The organism is Ectopseudomonas toyotomiensis, from assembly GCF_017167985.1.
GTDB lineage: Bacteria > Pseudomonadota > Gammaproteobacteria > Pseudomonadales > Pseudomonadaceae > Aquipseudomonas > Aquipseudomonas toyotomiensis.
This window is the reverse complement of record NZ_CP070505.1, coordinates 764341-780656: the sequence shown is the minus strand read 5'-3', so window position 1 is coordinate 780656 and position 16316 is coordinate 764341. Positions and strand designations below refer to the sequence as shown.

General features: G+C 64.4%; 17 protein-coding genes and 1 pseudogene. 7 read left to right on the top strand and 11 right to left on the bottom strand.

The window, feature by feature from the left end; genetic code table 11:
* The first annotated feature begins 79 nt into the window (after positions 1–79).
* A complete protein-coding gene (locus JWV26_RS03470) occupies positions 80–661 on the top strand; it encodes a DJ-1/PfpI family protein (protein WP_021490248.1) in 582 nt (193 codons plus the stop codon).
* A gap of 82 nt (positions 662–743) precedes the next feature.
* Positions 744–1046, top strand: coding sequence for a ribbon-helix-helix domain-containing protein (locus tag JWV26_RS03465; protein ID WP_017675012.1), 303 nt, complete (start codon positions 744–746; stop codon positions 1044–1046).
* A 236-nt stretch (positions 1047–1282) separates the two neighbouring features.
* On the opposite strand, the gene JWV26_RS03460 is transcribed toward JWV26_RS03465, so the two are convergent.
* The 8 genes from JWV26_RS03460 to JWV26_RS03425 form a co-directional block, all read right to left on the bottom strand.
* Entirely contained in the window at positions 1283–2770 is a 1488-nt protein-coding gene (locus JWV26_RS03460) for an ATP-binding protein (RefSeq protein ID WP_093050094.1), read from the bottom strand.
* On the bottom strand, positions 2767–3423 hold the full coding sequence (locus JWV26_RS03455; protein ID WP_021490245.1) for a response regulator transcription factor: 657 nt from the start codon (positions 3421–3423) through the stop codon (positions 2767–2769). Before JWV26_RS03455 ends, JWV26_RS03460 begins: the two co-directional genes overlap by 4 nt.
* A gap of 18 nt (positions 3424–3441) precedes the next feature.
* Complete coding sequence (locus tag JWV26_RS03450; protein ID WP_074916954.1) at positions 3442–4092, bottom strand: tetratricopeptide repeat protein; 651 nt, start codon at positions 4090–4092, stop codon at positions 3442–3444.
* Between the two features lie 10 nt (positions 4093–4102).
* A complete protein-coding gene (locus JWV26_RS03445) occupies positions 4103–4894 on the bottom strand; it encodes an SDR family oxidoreductase (protein WP_196458461.1) in 792 nt (263 codons plus the stop codon).
* Between the two features lie 4 nt (positions 4895–4898).
* Positions 4899–5558, bottom strand: coding sequence for an iron-containing redox enzyme family protein (locus tag JWV26_RS03440; RefSeq protein WP_206418410.1), 660 nt, complete (start codon positions 5556–5558; stop codon positions 4899–4901).
* On the bottom strand, positions 5555–7003 hold the full coding sequence (locus JWV26_RS03435; RefSeq protein ID WP_206418409.1) for an AMP-binding protein: 1449 nt from the start codon (positions 7001–7003) through the stop codon (positions 5555–5557). Before JWV26_RS03435 ends, JWV26_RS03440 begins: the two co-directional genes overlap by 4 nt.
* Positions 6987–7676, bottom strand: coding sequence for a thermostable hemolysin (locus JWV26_RS03430; RefSeq protein WP_206418408.1), 690 nt, complete (start codon positions 7674–7676; stop codon positions 6987–6989). Before JWV26_RS03430 ends, JWV26_RS03435 begins: the two co-directional genes overlap by 17 nt.
* A 123-nt stretch (positions 7677–7799) precedes the next feature.
* Positions 7800–8198: a nuclear transport factor 2 family protein gene (locus tag JWV26_RS03425; protein ID WP_072425796.1), complete on the bottom strand. Its 399-nt coding sequence runs from the start codon at positions 8196–8198 to the stop codon at positions 7800–7802.
* Between the two features lie 111 nt (positions 8199–8309).
* Here JWV26_RS03425 and JWV26_RS03420 point away from each other — a divergent pair, with 111 nt between their 5' ends.
* From JWV26_RS03420 to zapE, 3 genes are read left to right on the top strand one after another with little or no spacing between them, the layout of a single operon-like run.
* Complete coding sequence (locus JWV26_RS03420; RefSeq protein WP_196458469.1) at positions 8310–8900, top strand: GNAT family N-acetyltransferase; 591 nt, start codon at positions 8310–8312, stop codon at positions 8898–8900.
* The gene (locus JWV26_RS03415) at positions 8897–9781 is read left to right on the top strand and encodes a carbon-nitrogen hydrolase family protein (protein ID WP_074916943.1); all 885 of its coding nucleotides are present in this window, start codon (positions 8897–8899) and stop codon (positions 9779–9781) included. Before JWV26_RS03420 ends, JWV26_RS03415 begins: the two co-directional genes overlap by 4 nt.
* Positions 9778–10896 carry a cell division protein ZapE gene (zapE, locus tag JWV26_RS03410; RefSeq protein WP_206418407.1) on the top strand — a complete coding sequence of 373 codons (1119 nt, stop codon included), beginning with the start codon at positions 9778–9780 and terminating at the stop codon, positions 10894–10896. Before JWV26_RS03415 ends, zapE begins: the two co-directional genes overlap by 4 nt.
* Here zapE and JWV26_RS03405 read toward each other — a convergent pair.
* Both JWV26_RS03405 and JWV26_RS03400 read right to left on the bottom strand, forming a co-directional pair.
* Positions 10891–12225, bottom strand: coding sequence for a beta-galactosidase (locus JWV26_RS03405; RefSeq protein ID WP_206418406.1), 1335 nt, complete (start codon positions 12223–12225; stop codon positions 10891–10893). The genes zapE and JWV26_RS03405 overlap by 6 nt on opposite strands.
* Positions 12226–12458: 233 nt before the next feature.
* Entirely contained in the window at positions 12459–13007 is a 549-nt protein-coding gene (locus JWV26_RS03400) for a cysteine hydrolase family protein (RefSeq protein WP_206418405.1), read from the bottom strand.
* A 94-nt stretch (positions 13008–13101) separates the two neighbouring features.
* Here JWV26_RS03400 and JWV26_RS03395 point away from each other — a divergent pair.
* Positions 13102–14075: pseudogene (locus JWV26_RS03395) on the top strand (GlxA family transcriptional regulator).
* Here the strand turns inward: JWV26_RS03395 and JWV26_RS03390 are convergent.
* A complete protein-coding gene (locus JWV26_RS03390; RefSeq protein WP_206418404.1) occupies positions 14072–14746 on the bottom strand; it encodes a DUF1028 domain-containing protein in 675 nt (224 codons plus the stop codon). The pseudogene JWV26_RS03395 and the gene JWV26_RS03390 sit on opposite strands and share 4 nt — an antisense overlap.
* Positions 14747–14886: 140 nt before the next feature.
* On the opposite strand from JWV26_RS03390, the gene dsdA reads away from it, so the two are divergent.
* Positions 14887–16242, top strand: coding sequence for a D-serine ammonia-lyase (dsdA, locus tag JWV26_RS03385; protein ID WP_206418403.1), 1356 nt, complete (start codon positions 14887–14889; stop codon positions 16240–16242).
* The last annotated feature ends 74 nt before the right edge of the window (positions 16243–16316 follow it).

Below are 16316 nucleotides of genomic sequence, written 5' to 3'. Positions count from 1 at the left end.
AGTAGTACCCGGCTGTTACCTGTCGGAGGAAATAGGGGCGAATAATGGCGTTCGTTCCACCTACCTTCAGGAGACGATCATGGCTGCCAAGAAGATTCTCATGCTGGTCGGCGATTACGCCGAGGACTACGAAACCATGGTGCCGTTCCAGGCGCTGCAGATGGTCGGTCACACCGTGCATGCGGTCTGCCCGGACAAGGTAACCGGCCAGACGGTACGCACCGCCATTCACGACTTCGAGGGCGACCAGACCTACAGCGAAAAGCCGGGGCACAACTTTGCGCTCAACTTCGATTTCGCCAAGGTCCGTGCCGAAGATTACGACGCTCTGGTCATTCCCGGTGGCCGTGCTCCTGAATACTTGCGCCTGAATGCCGACGTCATCGCCCTGGTGAAGGCCTTCACCAAAGCCGACAAGCCCATCGCTGCCGTCTGCCATGGTGCCCAGCTGCTGGCGGCAGCCGGGGTGCTGGAGGGACGTGAGTGCAGCGCCTATCCTGCTTGTGCGCCGGAAGTGACATTGGCCGGCGGCAAGTACGTGGAAATCCCGGTGGACCAGGCGCACGTGCAGGGCAAGCTGGTCACCGCGCCGGCCTGGCCTGCGCATCCGGCTTGGCTGGCGGCGTTTCTCAAGGTACTTGGTACTGAAATCCGCTTGTAGCTAACGTAGCCGGATGTAATCCGCTGGCGCATCATTTACCCGGATTGCATCCGGGCTACGACGCTCGTGAGGAGATAAGCCGATGTGCGAACTCTATGTGAAGGCCGATCCGATTCTCTATGAGTCGCGTTCACGCTCATTGCGCATCCGCGGGGTGGTTACCACGCTGCGTCTGGAAAACCAGTTCTGGGACATCCTGCGTGAAATCGCCGAAGTCGATGGCATGACCACCAATCAGCTGATCGCCAAGTTGCATGACGAGGTCATGGACTTTCGCGGCGAAGTGGTCAATTTCGCCTCGTTCCTGCGTGTCAGTTGCACCCGCTACCTGGCACAGAAGGCCGGGCGTCAGGTGCCACTGAGAGTGGTTGGGGCGAGCGGCTGAGTCACTGGTACATCCAGAAGTTCGGGTGCTCCTGCACGGTCGCGGTGGTCGGTTGCTGGCTTGGTTGGGATTGCTGGAAGAAACGTTTGATCAGGCTCATGCGAAGTTACTCCTGTAGTGGCTGTTGAACAGGTGTGCATGATTGGATAAACGCTTCGATTGATAAAACGGATTGTCTCTATCTTGATGATTGGGTATGGCTATATCTGATCGTTGAGGCTCGCCATCGCGATCACTCAAGCAAGGCTGCCGGGACGCCGGGGTAAGCGCACGGTGACACGCAGGCCGCCGAGCGGCGACTCATCAAGGGCGATACTACCGTGATGCAATTCAACGACGCGGCGCACGATGGACAATCCCAGCCCGGCGCCCTGGCCTTCACCAACGCGGAAGAAGCGCTCGAACAAGCGCTCGCGCAACTCTGCTGGCACACCTGGGCCACTGTCGAGGACCTGTAGCAGCAGGTCCTGAGTGGTGGCCTGCAGCTGTACCTGAATGCAGCCGCCCGCCGGGGTGTACTGTACGGCGTTGCTCACCAGGTTCTGCAGCAGGATACCCAGGCTGGGGGCATCCGCCGGCAGGTGGTAGTCGCCTGGTTCCTGAGCGTCGAGAATCAGCTCCTGGCCGCGATTGAGCGCCAGTGGTGTCAGTTCGGCCAGCTCGCCACGCAGGAAGGCCAGCAGGTCAAGGTGGTCCATGTTCAGGCGGACACCGTTGGGATCGAGGCGGGCCAGCGTCAGCAGTTGCGCGACTACGCGGGTGGCACGGTCGACACCGCTGCCCAATTGCCTCAGCGCCTCTTCACGGTCGCCAGCATCCGGTGCTTCCAGTGCGTTCTGCGCATGAATGCGCAGCACTGCCAGCGGCGTACGCAGCTCGTGGGCGGCATCGGCAATAAAGCGCTTTTCCTGCTCGAGCAGCTGGTTGACTTGCATCAGCAGGCGGTTGAGCGCGGCGGCCATCGGCTCCAGTTCGTTGGGCAAGGGCGGGAAGACCAACGGCGCCAGGTTGTCCGGAGCGCGGCCGCGAATGGCATCGGCCATGCGCTTGAGCGGATACAAACCCCACCCAACGGTGAGCCACAGCAGCAGGCCGACGATGGGCAGACCGATCAGCAGCGGTTGCAAGCTGCGTCGGGCGATCTTGCCGATCAGCTCGCCGCGCACGTCATCGCGCTCGCCCGCCAGCACCCAGTGGTAGTCGCGGCTGTCATGCAGCACGAACACGCGCCAGCGATGCTCGCCGATGTTCAGCGTGTGATAACCGATTAGATAGCGGGCCAGTTGCGCCAGGCGCTCGCGCATGGGCTGGTCATCATTGGGCAGAGCCAGGCCGAGCTGCGCGATCATGTCGTTGAGCAAGCCGGGAGGGGCACTGGCGGACTGGAACAGCAGCTCACCATCGTCGTCGAGCATCTGGAAGGCCAGCTTGCCTTCGTATTCGTGGCCGAGCAGGTTGTCCGGATTACGCGCGTTGTGCAGCAGCAGCGCCTCGTCGAGCACGGCCTGCATCTCGTTGCGTTCACTTTCACTCAGGTCATGTCGCACCAGCCCCATGAGCAGGCGCGCGGTCTGCGACAGCTGGGCGTCGAACAACTCGCGCACTTCATGCACCGAGTCGTTGTAGATCTTGTAGCTGATCAGCCCGAAGCTGGCTGCGACCAGCAGCAGTAGCAGGGCGAGCAGGCGGGTACGGATGGAGCCAAAGGTTTTCAGCAGCCTCATTTGTCCACCAGATAACCGACGCCGCGCACCGTGCGGATCAGCTCCGGAAAGAATTTTTTGCGCAGGTGATGTACGTGCACCTCCAGGGCGTTGCTTTCCACTTCCTCATCCCAGCCGTAGAGCGCCTGTTGCAGTTTGTCGCGGGTCAGCACACGACCGGGCTGGATCAGCAACTCGTGCAGCAGGAGAAACTCCTTGCGCGGCAGGTTGATGACCTGGCCCTGGTATTCGACCACCTGGCTCGCCGGGTCGAGGCTGATGCCGCGGTATTCCAGCGCCGGTTGCGGGCGCTGAAAACTGCGCCGCAGCAGAGCACGCAGGCGTGCCTTGAGCTCGGCGACATCGAAGGGTTTGACCAGGTAATCGTCGGCGCCAGCATCGAGCCCTGCGATGCGGTCGCTGGTGGCGTCACGCGCTGTGAGCACCAGCACCGGCACCGGGTTGGCAGCGGCGCGCAGGTGCTTGAGCACCTGCAGGCCGTCCATGCGCGGCAGGCCGAGGTCGAGAATGGCCAGCTCGAAACTCTCGTGGCTCAGCGCATGCAGCGCGCTGGCGCCGTCCTGCAGCCAGTCCACGGTGTAGCCTTCGGGTTTCAGCGCGGTGCGAATGCCTTCGCCCAGGGCCTGATCGTCTTCGACGAGAAGAATGCGCATGGTCACTCCTGCAGGGGGTTACTGGAGTTTACCTGTCACCTGCTGCAAAAGCGCTGTGGCTTCTGCGCGGCGACCCTGGTCGGCCAGTTCGCGGCCAGGGCGATCCTCGGCAGCCAGGGCCTTTTCCAGCGCGGCGCGAGACTCCTCGTAGCGCTTCTGCCGTTGCAGGAAGTCGCCGTAGAAGTAATTCGGATCGATACCGTCCGGGTTTATCGCCAGCGCCTGCTTGAGCATTTTCTCGGCCTCTTTGTCATCGCCGAAACCAATTGGCCAGCCCGGCACCTGATAGTAGAGGCTGCCGAGGCTGGTATAGGCCGAGCCGGCCAGGGCTTGCGGGTCGATGGCCAAGGCCTGCTCCAGGCTAGCCTTGGCCTCTTTGACCAGGCCCAGGGCACCGAGACCACCCTTGGCGCCGGCCTGGGTGCTGAGGATGATGCCGCGCCAGATCAGCAGCTCCGGTGCCTTGGGCTCGCTGGCCAGCGCAGCATCGGCTTGGCTGACGAGCTTGGCGCAGGCATCTTCGCGCTGCTTCTCCGGCGTCTGGTAGTTGATCTCGGCCCAGCGCGTCTGCAACTGCTGCAACTGCGCTTCGCCTCCTTCACTGAGGGCGAAGGCGGGCAGGGTGACGAAACCGAGCGTGGCAATGATCAGGGTACGCAGTGCGTTCACGAGATTGTCCTCAGTGTTTATGACGGGCGAAGCGTTGGATGATCGGCAGCTGCTTGCGCAGTGCCTGGTCGACCACGCGTGGCAGCAGGCCGTTTAGGCGCACGAACAGGCGTTCCGGCCATCCCAGATAGCGCTCTTCCTGCTCGTGGCGGATGGCTTGCAGCAATTCGGCCGCGACTTTTTCCGGATCGTCCATGGCCACGCCCAGCTCGTCATTCATCGCCACCACGCTGGGGGCGTTCATCGGCGTACGGGTGGCGCGCGGCGCGAAGTAGAGGACTCGCACATTAGTGTCGGCCAGCTCGCGGCGCAGCGCCTCGGAGAAACCGCGCAGGGCGAACTTGCTGGCGCAGTATGCGGCGAAACCGGGGTAGCCGATGGCGCCGAAGGTGGAGCCGACGTTGATCACCAACGCACGCCGTTGCGCCCGCAGCAGTGGTAGCAGGCGCTGGGTGAGCTGAAGTGTTGCGGTGACGTTGAGGCCGATCAGCTCGGCGATCTGCTGCTCGTCCTGCTGGTCGAGCAGGCTGAAACGATTGACTCCAGCGGCGTTGATCAGGCAATTGAGCCCGCCGAAGTTCTGCGCGGCGGCCAGCAGTGCATCACGCCCGGCGCGGCTGGCGATATCGGCCTGCACCAGTTGCACGTTCTGCGGGAAGCGTTGCAACAGCGGTTGTAGGGGTTCCAGGCGCCGCCCGACCAGCAGCAGATGGGCACCTTCGCTGGCCAGACGATGCGCCAGGGCCAGGCCGATGCCGCCACTGGCGCCGGTGAGCAGGGCACGGCAATCCGTCGGTTGCATGACCTTACTCCTCGCCAACCAGAGGCAGGCTGCGGAACATGTCGCCATACAGGCGATAGACGACCTTGGCGGTGTGCACCACAGCGGTCTTGTCATCGTCGGTGTCCAGTTGGTTCATCAGCTTCTTGAAGAATTCGATGTGCTCCAGATCCAGGCTGCCGTGGGAGTTGAGGTAGCTGAAGGCCTTGTTCGGCAACTGCAGCGTGTCCTGGATGATGCTGGCGGCTTGTGTGGCCAGGGCGATGCTGGTGCCTTCGAGCACATTGACCATGCCGAAGAAACTCACCGGGTTGTGTCGGGCGATGCGGTCGTAGACATAGGCCACCATCAGCTCGGTGGGCAGGCGCGGGGTGCCATTGCGCACCGCTTCCTTGTCGGCACCACAGACGGCGATGTCATTGAGCACCCACTCCTGGTGGCCGGTTTCTTCCTCGATGTACTCGGCGATGGCCTCGCGTAGCCATTCCAGACGCTCCGGCAGGCGTGCGCCACAGGCCATCATCAGCGGTAAGGTGTGCTTGACGTGGTGGTAGGCCTCGGTGAGGAAGGCGATGTAGCTGTGCAGGGCGACCTGGCCGGTCATGGCCTGCTGGATGATCGGTGCGCCGAGCAGGTAGTCGCGCTCGGCTTGGGTCTGGGCCAGCAGGGATTCGTAGAAGCTCATGCGTGTACTCCTTCTGCCATCAACTCATCGATGGCGGCTTGGTAATGGGAAAACAGGGCAGCGCGGCGCAGGCGACCATTGGCCGTGGCCAGGTCGTTGCTCGCATTGAAAGGGGCATCGGCGCGCAGCCAGTGGTGCACGCGGGCGTAGTCCGGCAGGCCGTGGTTGACGGCGTCCACGACTTTCTGCAACTGCGCGTCGGGGGTATTGGCGAAGCGCGGCACCAGCACCGCGACGTTGGCCGGCAGCGCCTCGCCGTGCAGCCAGGCCTGGGCGATGGGCAGCTGTTGCACCAGCTCGGACTCGACCCATTCCGGGTTGACGTTGCGCCCGAAGGCGGTGATGAACAGATGTTTCTTGCGCCCGTGCAGGACCAGGAAACCGTCCTCGAAATGGCCCAGGTCGCCAGTGTTCAGCCATTCGCCCTGTGGCGCCGCTTCACCCAGGTAACCGAGCATGCGGGCGCCCTTGACCAGCACTTCGCCGTCGTCCGCCAACTGTACCTGCGCATGGCCGAGCGGCTTGCCGGTGCTGCCGATACGGCGTTGCTCGGGCGTGTTCAGGCACACCACCGAGGCGCATTCGGACAGGCCATAGCCCTCGAAGATCGGCAGATAGAGCGCGTCGGCACGCTCCAGCAACTGTGCGGAGACCCGCCCGCCACCGACGGCGATGAAGCGCAGCGAACTCGGCAGCGGCAGGCCGCGCTCGGCGGCGCTGACCAGCGCCAGCAGCAGTTGTGGCAGCAGGATCAGGCTGTGGGGTTGGGCGGCGTGCAGGGCCTGGAGAAAGCGCGCCAGGTCGAAGCCGCTGGCACCGGTCAGGCCGATCTGCGCCATCGGCATCAGTTCCACGCGTGCGCCGGCCAGCAGCGGTGCGTAGACGCCGGCGATGTTCTCCAGCAGGGTCGCCAGCGGCAGGATGCACAGGTGCCGTTGCACCTCGCGGCTGGCGCTGGCCTTGACCAGGCTTCCGGCCACTGCCAGTTGCGTGTCCAGGTCCAGGCACACGCCCTTGGGTTGGCCGGTGGTGCCGGAGGTAAAGGTGATCTTGCAGGTGCCCGGATGCAGCTCGGCAGGCTGCACGACCGTGCGGCGATAAATGTTGTTCTCCACGCTGGCGAAGCCAGGAGCACCGGCGCCGATCAGGCTGTCGATGCCGGCACTGTCGAGCACATGGCGCTGCTGCTCGGCGGAGAAGAACGCCGGTACCGGCACGCAGACCAGGCCGGCGTGCAGCGTCGCCAGGTCCCACAGCACCCAGTCGATGCCGTTGTCCAGAGCCAGCGCCACACGGTGGGCGCCTAGGGCGCGCAGGTGCCTGCCCCGCACGGCGATCGCGCCGAGCAGTTCGGCATAGGTCAGGGTTCGTTCGCCTTCGGCCAGGGCGATGTGCGGGCCGAACTCGGCCAGGCGGGCGAAGTAGGATTCAGCTGCAGACCACATCGGGCATCTCCTCCAAGGCATACAGCGGTTGATGGCCGAGGCGCGGATAGGCGCCCAGCTGCAGCAGGCGCTGGTGGCCGCCATGAATGTCGCCGGCCATGACCAGCGGACGGTTGTCGTAGTAACTGCCCCAGTCGGGCAGCTCATCGCCCATGCGCGCCGGATCGGCTTCGCCGAGGGCGATGGGGGTCAGCCCCAGGCGTTGGAAGCTGTTGAGCAGGGGCGGCGTACCGGTGAAGGTGACCCAGCGAAAACCCAGGGCCACCAGCAGATCGGTCAGGGCGACGATCAGCAGGCGCGCGGCACCGGGGCTGACGGCAGCCAGGTTGCCGACTTCCACCAACTCGCCACGGCCCGGCACGTAGTTGCCCAGGCGTGCACTGATGGCGCTCTGGATCGGCTCGTCCAGGTAACGCTCCAGAAACAGTGGGCCGCTGTTACCGCTGCGCACGCCCACCGCTCCGAGCAACTGGCCGGTCTGGTTTTCCAGGCCGAACAGGCAGGGCATGAAGTGACGGATGCGTGCGCCGTGCTGCAACTCGAAGCGCTGGCGGATGAACTGCTCCAGGGCAAAGCGACGTGCGCTGCCAGGGGAGGCCAGGTGAAGTTCGTAAATATCGCCGCGCCCGATACGGGCAACGGGACGATCATGCTGCGCCCAGGGTAGTTCCATGCTCGGAACCTCTGTGATGAACCTGGGGGCGATTGTGTGAGGGCCCGGCTTAACGCTGTATTAAGACTTTGCAAAATGTTTCAGGCGCCTCGCGAGTGGGCGCCCATGTGCCATGCGCACCTTTCAGCCCACCTGGGCAACCCAGTCATTGAGGTTGTAGTAGTTGCTGATGCGCGCCACCTTGCCGTTCTTGATCTCGAAGAAGGCGCCGGCCGGCAGCACATAGGTCTGGCCATTGGCCGGCGGCAGGCCTTCATCGTCGGCCAGGTATTCGCCATGCACGATGAATTCGGCGGCGGCGCGGTCACCAGCGGCGTTCTGCATCACCACGATGTCGGTCAGGCGTTCGCGGTAGCAGCGGTTCATCTTGTCCATGAAGGCGGTGAAGGTGGCCTTGCCGACCTGACGCTCGCCCTGGTTGATGTCGTGCACCACGTCGTCGGCCAGCAGATCGAGAAAGGCGGGCATGTCGCCGGCATTGAAGGCGGCGTAGTAGGCCTGAACCAGTTCGGTGGCGGTCATGGCTAAGTTCCTTTCGTAGCGTGGTTAGTGGTTGGTTGGCCCGCATGATAAGTTCGCCGTTTACCGCTGGTATAGCTACTGGCGTCACCCTGTTGCTGGCGAGCGACTGCAATGGATATCCGACTGCTGCGGGGAGCGGAGATCGAACCCCATATCGACGACCTCGCGCGTTTGCGCATCGAGGTGTTCCGCGAGTTTCCCTACCTCTATGACGGCAACCTCGACTATGAGGCCGAGTACCTGGCCACCTATGTGCGCAGTGCCGATAGCCTGTGCGTGCTGGTGCTCGACGCCGGTCAGGTAGTAGGCGCTTCCACCGCGCTGCCGCTGCAGGATGAAACCGATGAATTCCAGCAGCCGTTCGTTGCCGCGGGCTGGAACCCGGCGCGGATCTTCTACTGCGCCGAGTCGGTGGTGTTGCCGGCCTGGCGCGGGCGTGGTCTGGGCGTGCGTTTCTTTGCCGAGCGCGAGGCCCATGCGCATACGCTGGGTCGCTTCGACTGGTGCGCGTTCTGCGCCTTGCAGCGCCCGGCCGACCACCCGCGCCGGCCCGCCGACTACCAGCCGCTGGATGCCTTCTGGGCACGCCGCGGCTACCGTCATCACCCCGAATTGCACACCCAGTACCACTGGCGCGACCTGGACGAAGCCGGAGAATCGGCCAAGCCCATGTCGTTCTGGTTGAAGGAGCTTGCCCCATGATCAAGGTTGCCGCCTGCCAGTACCATATCGAGCTGTTCACCACCTGGGAGGCCTACGCCGAGCACCTCACCACCCTGTGCGAGGAAGCGGCTGAGCAGGGCGCTGAACTGTTGCTGCTGCCGGAGTACGCCGGCCTGGTGCTGACCGGCCAGTTACCGGAAGCCGAGCGTGGTGACCTGCACGGTTCCATCGCCGGTATCCAGCCGCTGCTGCCACGCTGGCTGGCGTTGTGCGAGAGCCTGGCGCGGCGGTTGAATCTCTACCTGCAACCCGGTTCCGTAGCGGTGCTGGATGACGACGGCATCTACCGCAACCGCGCCTGGCTGTTCGGCCCGGACGGCTGCCTGGGTACTCAGGACAAGCTGATCATGACCCGCTTCGAGCTGGAGCAGTGGCATATCGCGGCGGGTAGCGGGCTGAAGGTGTTCGATACCGCGCTGGGTAAGTTGGGCATCCTGATCTGCTACGACAACGAATTCCCCTTGCTGGCGCATACCCTGGCCGAGGCAGGCGTTGATCTGATCCTGGCACCCAGTTGCACCGACACCGTGGCCGGTTTTCACCGTGTACGCATCGGCGCCCAGGCCCGTGCGCTGGAGAACCAGATCGCCGTGCTGCATTCGCCTACCGTGGGCCTGGCGCCCTGGTCGCCTTCGCTCGACGAAGGCTACGGCCGCGCTTCGCTTTACGTACCGTCGGACTACGGCATGCCGGCCAGCGGTATCGTCGCCGAGAGCGAAGAGCTGTGCCCCACGCGTAGCCACTGGCTGATCTGCGACCTTGATCTGGCTGAAGTGCGCCGCGTGCGCGAGCAGGGCCAGGTGTTCACCCGCCGAGACTGGCCGCGACAGTTCGATGACGGCCGGCTGGTGCTGCGTTGAACGCGCCGCAAGCCCTGCCGGACTCGCCCCAGGCCGCCTACCAGCGTGCGCTTGCAGCCGGCTTCGTGGTCGATGCCGCGCAGCGCCGTGCCGTGGATGCGCTGCAGCACTGTCATGAGGCTGTGCATCGCGGTGAGCGCCCACTCGGCGTCTACCTATGGGGGCCGGTCGGGCGCGGCAAAACCTGGCTGATGGACAGCTTCTACACCAGCCTGCGCGTACCGGCACGGCGGCAGCATTTCCATCACTTCATGCAGTGGGTGCATCGCCGCCAGTTCCAACTGACCGGCAATGCCGACCCGCTGCGCCTGCTGGCCGAGGAGCTGGGGCGTGAGGTGCGTGTGCTGTGCTTCGACGAGCTGTTCGTCAGCGATATCGGCGATGCCATGCTGCTCGGCCGCCTGCTCAGCCTGGTGGTGGAGCAGGGTGTGGTGCTGGTGGCGACCTCCAACCAGCCGCCGGATCAGCTGTATGCCGAGGGCTACAACCGCGAGCGCTTCCTGCCGGCCATCGCCGCGCTCGAGGCGCATATGCAGGTGGTGGCGGTGGACGGCGAGCAGGATCACCGCCTGCATCCCGGTGCCGAGGTGCAGCGTTATTGGGTACGGCAGCCGCAGGCCTTGGGAGAGCTGTTCGCCCGTATGAGCGAGGGGCAGGTCATTGGCCGTGAACCAGTGGAGTTGGCCCGTCGCAGCGTGGTGACCCTCGGTCAAAGCCTAGCGGCGCTCTGGTGCCGTTTCCACGATCTGTGCGAGCAGCCATTGGCGGCGGTGGATTTCATCGAATTGTGCCAGCGCTTCCCGGCCATCCTGCTTGGCGAGGTGCCGTGCCTGGGTGGCGAGCAGCGTGAAGGGCGCATCGCCCGCGGCACCGAGGATGCTGCCGAGCGGGTCGACGCCGGGGATCGGCAGTTGCCGGCGCTGTCGCGCAACGACGATGCAGTGCGGCGCTTCATTGCCCTGGTCGACGAGTGCTACGACCGCCGTGTGCCGCTGTATATCGAGGCCGCGGTGGCGCTGGATGAGCTGTACACCCAGGGCTACCTCGGTTTTGCCTTTCGCCGCACGCTTAGCCGCTTGCGCGAGATGCAACTGGAGCGCTTCGGTCGTTCATAACACCAGCATCTGCAGCTCGCGGCCGACAGTGACGTTGATGCTGCCACCGCTCGAGCGCACGCTCTGGCTGGTGCCGCGCAGCGGGTTGTAGAGGGTGCCGCTGCCACTGCGCTGCAGACGTACGGTGCCGCTTTCCTGAGCCCAGAACATCCACAGCCAACGCCCGTCGGCGCGCTGCCAGGCGATGCTCAGCATACCTGCCGGCGCATTGGCGAAGGCCGGCGGATTCAGCGGCGTGAGGTTGGGGCCACTGATCTGCAGGAAACGCTTGAGTGCCTGGTAGGCGGGTTTCTCGCTGCCGTCCAGGCGCAGCAGGCCATAGAACTGGTCGCGTGGCGTGGCGCGGGCATCCAGATCGCTAAGGGTGAAGAGGAAAATGCGGTCGAAATCCATCGCGCTCATCAGCGCCAGGCGCCGTAGCATGTAGTCGGCCTGGCCCTGTTCGCCGATGATCGGTTGCAGTTCCACTGGCCCGGCATAGCTCGACCAGCCGAACTCCGTGGCCCAGATAGGTCCGCTGCCATAGTGCCGCAGATACTGGTTGACTGTATTGGCATTGGCGATGAAATCACCTGCGCCGGGCACGTCCCCCTCCGGCTCATGGCTGTAGGGGTGGTAGGCGGTTACTCGATCAGGCTTCACGCTGCCGAGCTGGGTCATGGCCTGCAGCATCAGGCCGCCGCGCACGGGCATCTGGCTGTAGTAGGCATGGCCGCCTATCACCGGGGTGGCATCAGGCCGTGCTGCGGTGAGTGCGATCAGGCTGCTTTCCAACAGTTGCCGGTACTGGATCGGATCCTCTGCGGGCTGCCAGAAGGGCGGAATGTTCTGCTCGTTCCAGACTTGCCAGGCGCTCACATAAGGGTAACGGCTGGCCAGGGTGGCGAAGCTGTTGGCGAACAGCTGCGGGTTGGTTGGCGGGTACTGATCGGGGTTACTCACACCAGCCGGTGCGGAAGTGGCGAAGGGGGCTGAACCGACCAGATACACCAGCGGCTTGAGTTGCTCCTGTTCGATCACTTGCATCAGTCGATCCATGTCCGTCCATTGCCACTGGTCGGGGGCGGGCTCCATGCGCTCCCAGTGCAGGCCCAGGCGAATCCACTGCAGATCGAGTGCCTTCAATTTGGCGATCTGCTGTCGATAGGTCTGCTCGGGAAACCACTGCAGTTGTACGTTGAGGCCCAGGAAGTCCGACCAGACCACTGGGCGAGGGGCTTTCATGGAATTTGAAGGCGCGGCCTGGGTGCTCACAGCGAGCCCCAGGGACAAAGAAAACAGGCCGGCGCACAGGGCACCACGCAGGTGTGAGGAGGGGAAACTGAACATGGCTGCTCTCCCTTGCGAGAGTCACTCGAAATAGCAGCTTAAGACCGACTGGCCGGTTGCAAGCCTGCCTGCTGCGGGCTTGCGGATGGAGGGCAGTGATAAAGCGACTGACGGTTTGATGGCGTTTATGTGAGTCGTAGTTTTGACGTTTCGAGCTGCAACTTGGCATCGCCAAAACGCAAAGCGACGGACTCGGAACCTCGCCGGGCCCGTCATGAGGTGCTGGCTCTGATCTAGTCAGCCAGATACTGCTCGGTCGAGACTACTCCGGCATAGGCAAAGGCCAGGGCTGCCATATAGGCCGCATGTACCTGCTCGGCTGCAATGCCGCGCCCCTCGAATTCCTGATCGCGGGTGGCGCAGGCGTTGTGGATCACCGCCGTGGCGTAGCCAAAATCGGCACTGGCGCGGGCGGCGGCGTCGATGCACATGTGGCTCATGGCGCCGACCAGGGTGATCTGCTCGATACCGGCCGCGTCCAGTTGGGCCTTGAGGTCGGTGCCGAGAAAGGCGTTGATCTGGTGCTTGAGTACCACCGCTTCGCCTGGCAGGGGTTGTACCTGCGGATGGATGCTCGCGCCTGCGCTGTCAGGCGCTAAGAAAGGCGCGTCGGCGCTCTCGAACTCATGGCATACATGGATCACCTTGTCGCCTGCCTGGCGTGCCGCCGCCAGTACGCGGGCTGCATTGGCGGTGGCGCTGTCCATGCCTGCGAGCGGCCACTTGCCGTTTGCGAAGTAGTCGTTCTGGATGTCGATCAGGATCAGGGCGCGCTTACTCATGGCTATCTCCGTGGGATGATGTGCGGCAAACCTTATCGCCTCGGCGCAAGCGCGGGGATGGGCAAGGCCGACAAACTGCGGGGAAAAGCTGACAATGAGCGAGCGCTGTCTGGAGATCGGCTTGTTGCTCGATCCCGGTGCCCAGCTGGCAGCCGTGTACGGGTTGGGCGATCTGTTCGCGGTGGCCAATCGCATGGCCGCCGGCCAGGGACGGCATGGCTTGCCACGGCTACGGATCAGTCATTGGCAGGCCGATGACAGCGCAAGGCTGCAGCGAGTGTTCGATAGCCTGCCACAGCCGACGGTACACCGCAGGTGGTGATTCTACCGCCCTGTCTGGATGACGATGCCGAGCAGCCGCTCGCGGCCTGTTACCGCGACTAGCTGCGTGAGCGGCACAGCGCTGGAGTGCTGCTGGCGCCGGTCTGCGTCGGTGCCTTCGCGCTGGCCGAGGCCGGTTTGCTCGATGGCCGCACGGTGACCATCCATTGGGCGCTGGCGGCGCAGATGGCGGCGCGCTTTCCGCAGGTGCGGGTGTTGCCCGAACGCATGGTGATCGATGACGGCGACCTGATTACCGCTGGTGGTCTGATGGCCTGGACCGATCTGGGCCTGGCGCTGGTGACGCGCCTGTTGGGGCCGACCATCGCAGCGGAAACCGCGCGTTTTCTGGTGGTGGATCTGAACCGCGAATCGCAGCGCCATTTCAGCAGCTTCGCGCCCAGCCTCGACCATGGCGATGCTGCCGTGCTGGCGGTGCAGCACTGGTTGCAGGGGGCGGATGCGGCCGAAGCGGGCCTGGCGGACATGGCCGCGCGTGCCAGCCTGGGCGAGCGAACCTTTCTGCGCCGCTTTCGCGCCGCCACCGGGATGAAGCCCACCGAGTACTGCCAGCAACTGCGTGTGAGCAAGGCACGCGAACTGCTTGAGTTCACCCGCCAGAGCATCGATCAGGTGGCCTGGCAGGTGGGCTATCGCGACAGTGGCGCCTTTCGCAAGGTACTCGCCCGTCTGGTGGGCGTATCGCCCGGCGGTTACAGGCGGCGTTTCGGCACCACCGCGCGCTAGACCGAGTCTTCCGCCGCTTTACCTGCCGGGTTGTCGCGCGTCGGCATTGCAAGAATTTCGGGCAACACTTCGCGGGCGAATACGTCGTGCAGGCGGCGCAGCTCGGCCACCGGGTCGAGGTGATGGTCGACGCGGATGTCCCACAGCGGATATTCCTCCTGATCGACCACATAGATCACCGCCGACGACTCGCCGTGCCGGTCGCCGCCGCAGCGGTCGCCAGCGGCCAGGGCTTCGATCAGGCGTTCGATCAGCGGGCGCTTTTCAGCGTGGCGGAAGGCTTCGGCTACTGCCTCCAGCACCTGTGGGCCGACCAGGCGATTGCCCTGTACGGAGAACTGCTCGCCGACCAGCGAACCGGCCCAGGGAATGCACTTTTCGCCGGTCCAGCAGAGGCTGTTGCCCTGGGCGTCGATCAACGCGCATTGACGCAGTTCCATGCAGGGATCGGTGCCTTTGAGGCGCTCGAGCGCCTCTTTCGCCGATAACCCTTGACGCAGTAGCGCCAGGCCATCCAGCCCCAGATAGGGGTTGACCTGCGCCTGGGTCGCCACCGCTCCTGCACCGGCGGCGGCATGGCTGAGCAGTTTGCCGACGGCGGGCATCGCAGTGGCCGCCGCGACGCCGAACTGTCCACTACGTGGGCAGCGCGCAACGATGGAAAAGGTCATGGCAACTCCTTGGCAATTTCCGCATTAGGCCTCGTCTGGGTGGGTATCGTTCCGCTTGACTGCTTGTCGCGGCCTTTGCCAGATGGCCACAGGCATCATCTAATGGGCGCCGTTAACTGCCTGTAATGAGGAAGCTGCCGATGATCCTTGGCCAGTCGCTCGCCCAGTGGCGCGCGCAATATCCGTTGCTCGACGAGCTGATCGCACTGCGTGAAACCAGCTGGTTCAACCCAGCCGTGGCACCTGTCAGCGAGGCGCTGGGCGATGTGGGCTTGAGCGCTGCGGACGTGGCCGATGCCTGCGCGCGTCTCGCGCGCTTCGCGCCTTATCTGGCCCGGGTGTTCCCGCAGACGGCCGTCAGTGGCGGGATCATCGAGTCGGACATTCTGCCCCTGCCGCAGATGCAGGCGCTGCTCGGTGAAGAGGCGCAGACGGAAGAGGGAATCGGCACCCTGTGGCTCAAGCGCGACAGCCACCTGCCCATCTCCGGTTCGATCAAGGCCCGTGGCGGTATCTACGAGGTGCTCAAGCACGCCGAGGACCTGGCACTGGCGGCCGGGCTGCTCAGCCTCGAGGATGATTACGCCTGCCTCGACAGTGACGCGATGCGCGACTTCTTCGGTGGCTATCAGGTGGCGGTGGGGTCCACCGGCAATCTCGGCCTGTCGATCGGCATCATCAGTGCACGTCTGGGCTTCCGGGCCACGGTGCATATGTCCGCCGATGCGCGCAAATGGAAGAAGGACAAGCTGCGCGCCCATGGCGTGACCGTGGTCGAGTACGCCAGCGATTACAGCGTTGCGGTGGAGCAGGGACGGCGTCAGGCCGAGGCCGATCCGCGCTGCCATTTCGTCGATGACGAGAATTCCAGGCACCTGTTCCTCGGCTATGCGGTGGCCGGTGAGCGTCTCAAGCAGCAACTGGCGGCAGCCAGCGTTGTGGTCGATGCCGAGCATCCGCTGTTCGTTTATCTACCCTGTGGCGTGGGCGGCGGGCCGGGAGGCGTGGCGTTCGGCCTGAAGCTGGCGTTCGGTGACGCGGTGCACTGCCTGTTCGCCGAACCCACACACTCACCCTGCATGCTGCTCGGCGTGCACACCGGCAGGCATGAAGAACTGGCGGTGCAGGACTTCGGCATCGACAACCGCACGGCTGCCGATGGCCTGGCGGTCGGGCGGCCATCCGGTTTCGTCGGCCGCGCCATGCAGCGCCTGATCGATGGTTATTACACGGTCAGCGATGAACAGATGTTCCGCTACCTGGCGTTGTTGGAGCAGACCGAGGGCCAGCGCCTGGAACCTTCGGCCCTGGCCGGCATGCCGGGTGTGCTGCGGGTGCTTGGCGAGCAGCAGGGCTATCGCCAGCGCATGGGCCTCACTCCTCAGCGCATGGCGCAGGCGACCCATCTGGTATGGGCGACCGGCGGCAGCATGGTGCCGCAGGCGGAGATGGACAGCTACCTGGCGCGAGGCCGGCAACTGTTGCAGGACGCCTGACGGGCTGCGGATTCATGCCCTAAAACGCAAAAGCCCGGCACATGGCCGGGCTTTTTGCTTTGCAGCGTTGACGC

Coding starts and splice junctions, on each gene's coding strand:
- JWV26_RS03470 (WP_021490248.1), top strand. CDS start 80: ATGGCTGCCAAGAAGATTCTCATGCTGGTCGGCGATTACGCCGAGGAC.
- JWV26_RS03465 (WP_017675012.1), top strand. CDS start 744: ATGTGCGAACTCTATGTGAAGGCCGATCCGATTCTCTATGAGTCGCGT.
- JWV26_RS03460 (WP_093050094.1), bottom strand. CDS start 2,770: ATGAGGCTGCTGAAAACCTTTGGCTCCATCCGTACCCGCCTGCTCGCC.
- JWV26_RS03455 (WP_021490245.1), bottom strand. CDS start 3,423: ATGCGCATTCTTCTCGTCGAAGACGATCAGGCCCTGGGCGAAGGCATT.
- JWV26_RS03445 (WP_196458461.1), bottom strand. CDS start 4,894: ATGCAACCGACGGATTGCCGTGCCCTGCTCACCGGCGCCAGTGGCGGC.
- JWV26_RS03440 (WP_206418410.1), bottom strand. CDS start 5,558: ATGAGCTTCTACGAATCCCTGCTGGCCCAGACCCAAGCCGAGCGCGAC.
- JWV26_RS03435 (WP_206418409.1), bottom strand. CDS start 7,003: ATGTGGTCTGCAGCTGAATCCTACTTCGCCCGCCTGGCCGAGTTCGGC.
- JWV26_RS03430 (WP_206418408.1), bottom strand. CDS start 7,676: ATGGAACTACCCTGGGCGCAGCATGATCGTCCCGTTGCCCGTATCGGG.
- JWV26_RS03425 (WP_072425796.1), bottom strand. CDS start 8,198: ATGACCGCCACCGAACTGGTTCAGGCCTACTACGCCGCCTTCAATGCC.
- JWV26_RS03420 (WP_196458469.1), top strand. CDS start 8,310: ATGGATATCCGACTGCTGCGGGGAGCGGAGATCGAACCCCATATCGAC.
- JWV26_RS03415 (WP_074916943.1), top strand. CDS start 8,897: ATGATCAAGGTTGCCGCCTGCCAGTACCATATCGAGCTGTTCACCACC.
- JWV26_RS03405 (WP_206418406.1), bottom strand. CDS start 12,225: ATGTTCAGTTTCCCCTCCTCACACCTGCGTGGTGCCCTGTGCGCCGGC.
- JWV26_RS03400 (WP_206418405.1), bottom strand. CDS start 13,007: ATGAGTAAGCGCGCCCTGATCCTGATCGACATCCAGAACGACTACTTC.
- JWV26_RS03390 (WP_206418404.1), bottom strand. CDS start 14,746: ATGACCTTTTCCATCGTTGCGCGCTGCCCACGTAGTGGACAGTTCGGC.
- dsdA (WP_206418403.1), top strand. CDS start 14,887: ATGATCCTTGGCCAGTCGCTCGCCCAGTGGCGCGCGCAATATCCGTTG.